Source organism: Flavobacterium restrictum (assembly GCF_007097245.1).
Classification (GTDB): Bacteria; Bacteroidota; Bacteroidia; order Flavobacteriales; family Flavobacteriaceae; genus Flavobacterium; species Flavobacterium restrictum.
Genome location: NZ_VJZT01000005.1, coordinates 195,334 through 201,554, shown reverse-complemented (window position 1 = coordinate 201,554; position 6,221 = coordinate 195,334). Strand labels below are relative to the sequence as shown.

General features: G+C 40.1%; 5 protein-coding genes. All 5 read right to left on the bottom strand.

Going from position 1 to position 6,221, the window contains the following annotated elements; translation table 11 throughout:
* Nucleotides 1-371: 371 nt before the first annotated feature.
* The 5 genes from pth to FNW21_RS07175 all read right to left on the bottom strand — a co-directional run bounded on the left by pth (nucleotide 372) and on the right by FNW21_RS07175 (nucleotide 6,213).
* A complete protein-coding gene (pth, locus tag FNW21_RS07195) occupies nucleotides 372-938 on the bottom strand; it encodes an aminoacyl-tRNA hydrolase (protein ID WP_144256069.1) in 567 nt (188 codons plus the stop codon).
* 301 nt (nucleotides 939-1,239) lie between these two features.
* Nucleotides 1,240-3,555: a penicillin-binding protein 1A gene (locus FNW21_RS07190; protein WP_144256068.1), complete on the bottom strand. Its 2,316-nt coding sequence runs from the start codon at nucleotides 3,553-3,555 to the stop codon at nucleotides 1,240-1,242.
* Between the two features lie 5 nt (nucleotides 3,556-3,560).
* Nucleotides 3,561-4,040, bottom strand: coding sequence for a gliding motility lipoprotein GldH (locus FNW21_RS07185; RefSeq protein ID WP_144256067.1), 480 nt, complete (start codon nucleotides 4,038-4,040; stop codon nucleotides 3,561-3,563).
* Nucleotides 4,024-5,349, bottom strand: coding sequence for a PSP1 domain-containing protein (locus FNW21_RS07180; RefSeq protein ID WP_144256066.1), 1,326 nt, complete (start codon nucleotides 5,347-5,349; stop codon nucleotides 4,024-4,026). The genes FNW21_RS07185 and FNW21_RS07180 overlap by 17 nt, the downstream gene beginning before the upstream one ends.
* Before the next feature lie 402 nt (nucleotides 5,350-5,751).
* Complete coding sequence (locus FNW21_RS07175; RefSeq protein WP_144256065.1) at nucleotides 5,752-6,213, bottom strand: nuclear transport factor 2 family protein; 462 nt, start codon at nucleotides 6,211-6,213, stop codon at nucleotides 5,752-5,754.
* Nucleotides 6,214-6,221 lie beyond the last annotated feature (8 nt).

Here is a 6,221-nt window from a genome sequence, read left to right as displayed (position 1 = left end):
GTGCAAGGAATTACGGAAATAACGACCAAACTATTTTAGAGATAGATTTGAATTGATTGTGTTTGTGGGCACGAGCCAGAGGCGTCGCGCTAGCCGTTGAACTTATTTCTGCTCGCGCCATCGGGGGGTCAAGCATAACAAACTACAACCCTAAAAAAGTTGTAGTTTTGTTTTTTTTGCGAGTAGCTATGCAACTAATTTTGGTTAGATTTGTTTTAGTTGCCAATTGGAATAGGCACGGATTGCAAATCTGCGCTATCCAAGCCGAAGAGAATATGCGTATTCGAGCGATCGGGTTAACTACTAAACCTTTCATTACGAACATTTAAAACAAGAACTTGTCTAGTACTAGCTAACTATTCCCCTTTTTTTTACTTACCATTAAAGGCATTCATGGTGTTCTCTAATCCTGCTGTTCCAAATGATTTGATGATTTCCGAGGCTAGTTCTAGTCGTTCTGGGAGTTTTGTTTTTTCGGTGTCGTCCCAATCGCCTAGTACATAATCTATTTGTTGTCCTTTCGTGAATTCGTCACTAATTCCAAATCGAAATCGGGCGTAGTCTTGTGTGTTGAGGATAAGATTGATGTTTTTGAGTCCGTTGTGTCCGCCGTCACTGCCTTTTTTTCGGATGCGAAAGGTGCCAAATGACAGATTCAAATCATCCGTAATGATAAGCACATTTTCGATAGGAATGGCTTCCTTATCCATCCAATATTTGACAGCTTTGCCACTCAAATTCATGTAAGTATTGGGTTTGAGCAACAAAAAAGTGCGTCCTTTGAATTGATATGATGCCAGCGCACCCAGTTTTACGGTTTCGAATGAAATGGCTTCTTGGCGAGCTAAAAAGTCGACTACTTTGAATCCTATATTGTGTCTGGTATTGACATATTCGGCGCCAATATTGCCGAGTCCTACGATTAAAAATTTCTTCATATCAATCTGTTTTGGAAACGAATCCGATTCCTGTGCACATTATTATTTTTGTCCCAAAGACACCGTTTTGAATACCCGTATTTAGGAAGTGATCCTTATTTATGAAAGGAGTAGTGTGGCTTTTGGCCATTTGTTATCCTAAAACTGGTGTAGTTGCCCGTTTTGAAAGTGACAGTTTTTGAACCAAAGCATCTCCTTATGAAAAAGATTGTTGTAATTAGCCCTGATAGGAACGATATCCTTTTTCTGGCTTTTTTGGCCAGAAAAAGATATAGTGGATAGCAGGAACAGCTCCAAAAAATTATTGTTGAAATTCCTCGGTGCTTTGTTCTACTGCGGTGGAGTCTTGAACAACTTTTGGGGCAGCGGTGTAGCAATCTACTTTTATGGATAGGTTTGCGGGGCGGTCAAAAGCAGCTTTGGAAACATGCAAAGCAGGATCTGCGTAACATAGTTTCATAAAATAGCCCCAAACGGGAAGTGCAGCGGTGGCACCTTGACCGTAAGTGATGCTTTTGAAACGCGCCGAGCGATCCTCGCAACCTACCCAAACTCCGGTTACTAAATTGGGTACCATTCCCATAAACCAACCATCGGACTGGTTTTGAGTAGTTCCTGTTTTACCTGCAATTGGGTTTTTGAATTGGTATGGGTAGCCTGTCCAGCGGTTGTCGCCATTGCCGCCGCCTGTGGTGCGCAAGCGATCTCCAGAACCACCTTCGGTTACGCCTTCGAGTAATTTGATTACGGCATAGGCAATGTCTTTGTTGAGGACATCGTGGGATTCTGGGATGGGCTCGTAAATAATTACGCCGCTTTTATCTTCAATTTTGGATATAAATTGTGGTTTTACATATACGCCTTGATTGGCAAAGGTGCTGTAGGCAGCGACCATATCTTGCACGGTAATTTCGACTGCGCCCAGAGCGATAGAGGGCTGCACAGCAATCTCTGACTTTACGCCTAATTTATGCGTGAGTTCCACAACGGCTTCAGGACCTACTTTATCCATTAATTTTGCCGACACGGTATTGATGGAGTTTGCCAAGGCGCGCTTGAGTGTTACCATACCACGGTATTTATTATCCGAGTTTTTAGGTGTCCAGGTTTCGGTAACGTGGTGGCGACCTACAGGAATTGTAAATGGCGAATCGATAATGGAGTCGCAAGGAGACATGTTTAATTGCTCGATTGCGGTGGCATAAACAAAGGGTTTGAAGGTTGAACCCACTTGTCGTGCGCCTTGACCTACGTGATCGTACTGGAAATATTTGTAATTGATTCCGCCTACCCACGCTTTGATGTTTCCCGTTTGTGGTTCCATGGCCATCAGTCCAGATTGCAAGAAATGCTTGTAATATCGGATAGAATCTAGCGGTGTCATGATGGTATCGCGCTCGCCTTTCCAGGTGAAAACGGTCATTTTTACTTTCTCGCTAAAGGATTTGGTAATTTCTTCATCGCTTTTGTCTAATGCTTTCATGACTTCCCAGCGGTGGGATGTTTTCATGGCTTGACGCAGTATTTTTTGGGTTTCGGCAGCCGAAATATTTACAAAAGGAGCATTTTTGTTGTCTTTGGATTGGTTAAAAAATTCTTCTTGAAGGTTCGCCATGTGTGCCGATACCGCTTCCTCGGCATGCAACTGCATTCTGGAATCGATGGTGGTATAAATTTTTAGACCGTCCTTGTAAATATCATAATCTGTACCATCAGGTTTTTTGTTTTCTTCGACCCATTTTTTCATGTAATCACGCAGGTATTCTCTAAAATAGGTTGCGGTACCGTCTTTATGGGTTTCTAGTTTAAAGTTGAGAACGATAGGCAAGCTTTGCAATTGGTGTTTTTGATCTTCTGTAATGATTTTTGCTTTTTCCATTTGCAAAAGCACCACATTTCTTCGGTTTTTGACACCTTCGGGATTGCGAACAGGATTGTATAAACCTGAATTCTTGAACATTCCAACTAATATCGCCGATTCGTCGATGGTTAAATCCTTTGGTGCTTTGGAGAAATAGGTTTTGGCGGCAGAGCTTACTCCTACCGAGTTATTTCCAAAATCATAGACGTTGCAATACATGGCCAGAATCTCGTTTTTGGTGTATTGTCTTTCTAAACGAATGGCTATTATCCATTCTTTTACCTTTTGAACCAAACGGAAAGGCAAGAATTTTGACCCTTCGCCATGAAACAATTGTTTGGCTAGTTGTTGTGTCAAAGTACTCGCTCCGCCACTGGTGCCAAGGCTGGCAATGGCGCGCAAGGTACCGCGACCATCAATACCGGAATGTTCGTAAAAACGAGCATCCTCTGTAGCTACTAGTGCTTCGACAAGGTTTTTAGGCAAATCCGAATACTTGAGTTGGGACCTGTTTTTTTCGAAATATTTGCCAATGACAACCCCATCTGACGAAATAATCTCGGTTGCCAAATTGGAATCTGGATTTTCTAAATCTTCAAATGAAGGCATGGAGCCAAAAAGTCCCCAAGAGGCAAAAAGGAAAAATAAGGCGACAATTCCCATTCCGTAAAAGAAAATTTTCCAAAATTTCTTTTTGTAATAGGTACTATCTTTGTCTGTACTGTTTGCTGGATTGTTGTTTTTTTTGATAGCCATACCGTTTAATCTATTTTTTCGATTCTAAAACCTACGTCCGTAATTCCGTCTAAAAGTGTTACTCCGGGTACTTTCCCGTTTTCTCTAATGGCTTGTTTGATAAGGACTTTGTATTTTCCTTTGAAACGCACCCCTTCTTTGTAAAAAAGTTTACTTTCCTTAATATCCGTAAATCCATTGCCTAGCAATGTTCCATCTGGATTGGACATTTGGTATTCGAGAGTATCCACTTTGGTAAATCCATTTTGCATTTCGATAGCCACAATCAAAAAAAGATTGTTGTATTTATAATTGTCATTTGCTCTCAAATTTACAAATAAATTGTACCGTTTGCTACTGTCTAATTCGGGCAAATTGAAGCTGACAATACTGTCTTTATGCCAAGCACTTCCTACGGAATTATATTCGTCGAACACTCTTTTTTTATCACAGGAAAAAAGAAGTATTGCCATCAAAAGCAGTGTTGCACTATTTTTTATCGACATTTTTGGTAATAATTATGGGTTTTCTTGGCTCTGTAGGTTTTGCTACAGGCGCTTTTTTATCATTTGTATTGGGGCGGTTTTGATTGGGGCGGTTGTTGTTTCCCGCTGGTCGATTGCTGGCTGGTTTCTGGTTTGGATTAACTGGTTTGTTCGCATTAGGAACAATAGCGTTTTCGGCTAGAGGTTTGCGTTTTTTGCTTGGTTTGCGCTTTGCTTTGGGTTGGTCAAAACGAGTTAAACTCTCTTGTCCCATAGCATTATTGAAATTTTTCTCGGGTTCGATAGCAATTTCGATAGCGTAATCCTCCAGTGCGGAAACTTTGTTTTTCAGTTTATTTTCGGCAATGATTTCTTGAACTTGCTCTATTTTTAACACATGCCAATTGGCAAAATTATTAGTATAAGCAAACCACATTAAACCTTTGAAAATATCTTGCTTCTGGCAAATGGCGTCGCCTTTTTCGGTAACTAATTTGGTGTCAAAATCTGGAAATCCTTTTAAGGCATCCATGTAGGTATCCAGTTCATAATTCAAGCAACACTTTAATTTACCGCATTGTCCAGCTAATTTTTGTGGGTTTAAGGACAATTGTTGGTAGCGTGCTGCCGAGGTGTTTACGCTTCTAAAATCCGTTAACCAAGTCGAACAACACAACTCTCTCCCGCAAGAGCCTATACCGCCTAAACGAGCCGCTTCTTGACGGAAACCCACTTGTTTCATCTCGACGCGCGTACTGAATTCCTTGGCAAAATCCTTGATTAAAAGTCTAAAATCGACTCTATCATTGGCCGTGTAATAAAAAGTAGCTTTGGAACCATCGCCTTGAAACTCGATATCCGAAATTTTCATTTCTAGTTTTTGAGCAATGGCCAATTCGCGTGCACGCACTTTCATGGGCTCTTCCTTGTCCCGAGCTACGGACCAAATATCGATGTCTTTTTGGGATGCTTTTCGGTATATTTTGGGAACCTCATTGCTATTTGGGTTGACTCCTTTTTTCTTCATTTGAATCCGAACAAGTTCGCCAGTCAAAGTCACAATTCCTATATCATGCCCAGGAGAGGCGACGGTTGCCACGATATCCCCCATGCTTAAGGTTAATTTTTCGGTATTGCGATAAAACTCTTTTCGTCCGTTTTTAAAACGAACTTCAACGCAGTCAAACGGTGCTTCGCCATTAGGCAAACTCATGTTCGAGAGCCAGTCAAAAACGGTTAATTTATTGCAGCTATCGGTGCCACAAGTCCCATTATTTTTACAACCTTTTGGTGCGCCACCATCCGAAGTTGAACAACTTGTACATGCCATAATTTTATATGTAGTATTGCTATCAAAGCAATTTAAGTTCTTAAAACGATTAATGGGTAAAGATAGTATTTTTTGATGGAAAGAAACAACGGTAAAGCAGGGCTTTCGTTTTTAAAGTTTTTAACCACAAATTGCACGAGTTATCACAAATTTTATTCAATTTTAAAACTGAATTACACGAGTTTTACTTCTTTTTAATGAATTTGTGAAATTACAAGCGCTAATTTTTCGTGCAAATTTGTGGTTAACTTTGTTTTAAAGTGAGCGTCCTAAAATAGCGTGGTGCATTCATTTTTATTTTTTTTCCATGTTTACATTTCACAAAAAAAGCCTAATCCATGTGCTATTATTTGCATGGGTTAGGCGGTTCTTGAAAATAGTACTTATGGTATTGGTTTCGCTCTAAAACATTGGATGTGCATTTGCCGCAGTATCAGGTACCGTTTGTATGACATCCCAATGTTCTACTATTTTGTTATTTTTTAATCTAAAAATATCAATAACGGAAATCGGTTTTCCATCAGCTCCTTTTGATTTTAAGTGAATAAAAACCAAATCCCCATCGGCGGCGATATGCTGTACGTTTATTTTTTCTTTTGGAGCACCGGCAAACCAAATTTTCACTCCTTCCTTTAGTGCTTGGCTACCATCAGCAACAGCAGGATTATGCTGAATATAGTCTTTGGCTAGATACTGATCTATGGCGGAGAAATCTTTGTCGCCAAACAACTTTTGGTAAAAAGTAACGACCAATTTTTTGTTGGCTTCTTCTTGTTTTGTATTTCTTTTTGCTTGTGCATTTGCATTTCCAAAAATGGAAAAAGCGATTAGTAGGAAACTTATTTTTAAGATTGTCTTTTTCATAACTGTTT

Coding starts and splice junctions, on each gene's coding strand:
- FNW21_RS07185 (WP_144256067.1), bottom strand. CDS start 4,040: ATGTCGATAAAAAATAGTGCAACACTGCTTTTGATGGCAATACTTCTT.
- FNW21_RS07175 (WP_144256065.1), bottom strand. CDS start 6,213: ATGAAAAAGACAATCTTAAAAATAAGTTTCCTACTAATCGCTTTTTCC.
- pth (WP_144256069.1), bottom strand. CDS start 938: ATGAAGAAATTTTTAATCGTAGGACTCGGCAATATTGGCGCCGAATAT.
- FNW21_RS07180 (WP_144256066.1), bottom strand. CDS start 5,349: ATGGCATGTACAAGTTGTTCAACTTCGGATGGTGGCGCACCAAAAGGT.
- FNW21_RS07190 (WP_144256068.1), bottom strand. CDS start 3,555: ATGGCTATCAAAAAAAACAACAATCCAGCAAACAGTACAGACAAAGAT.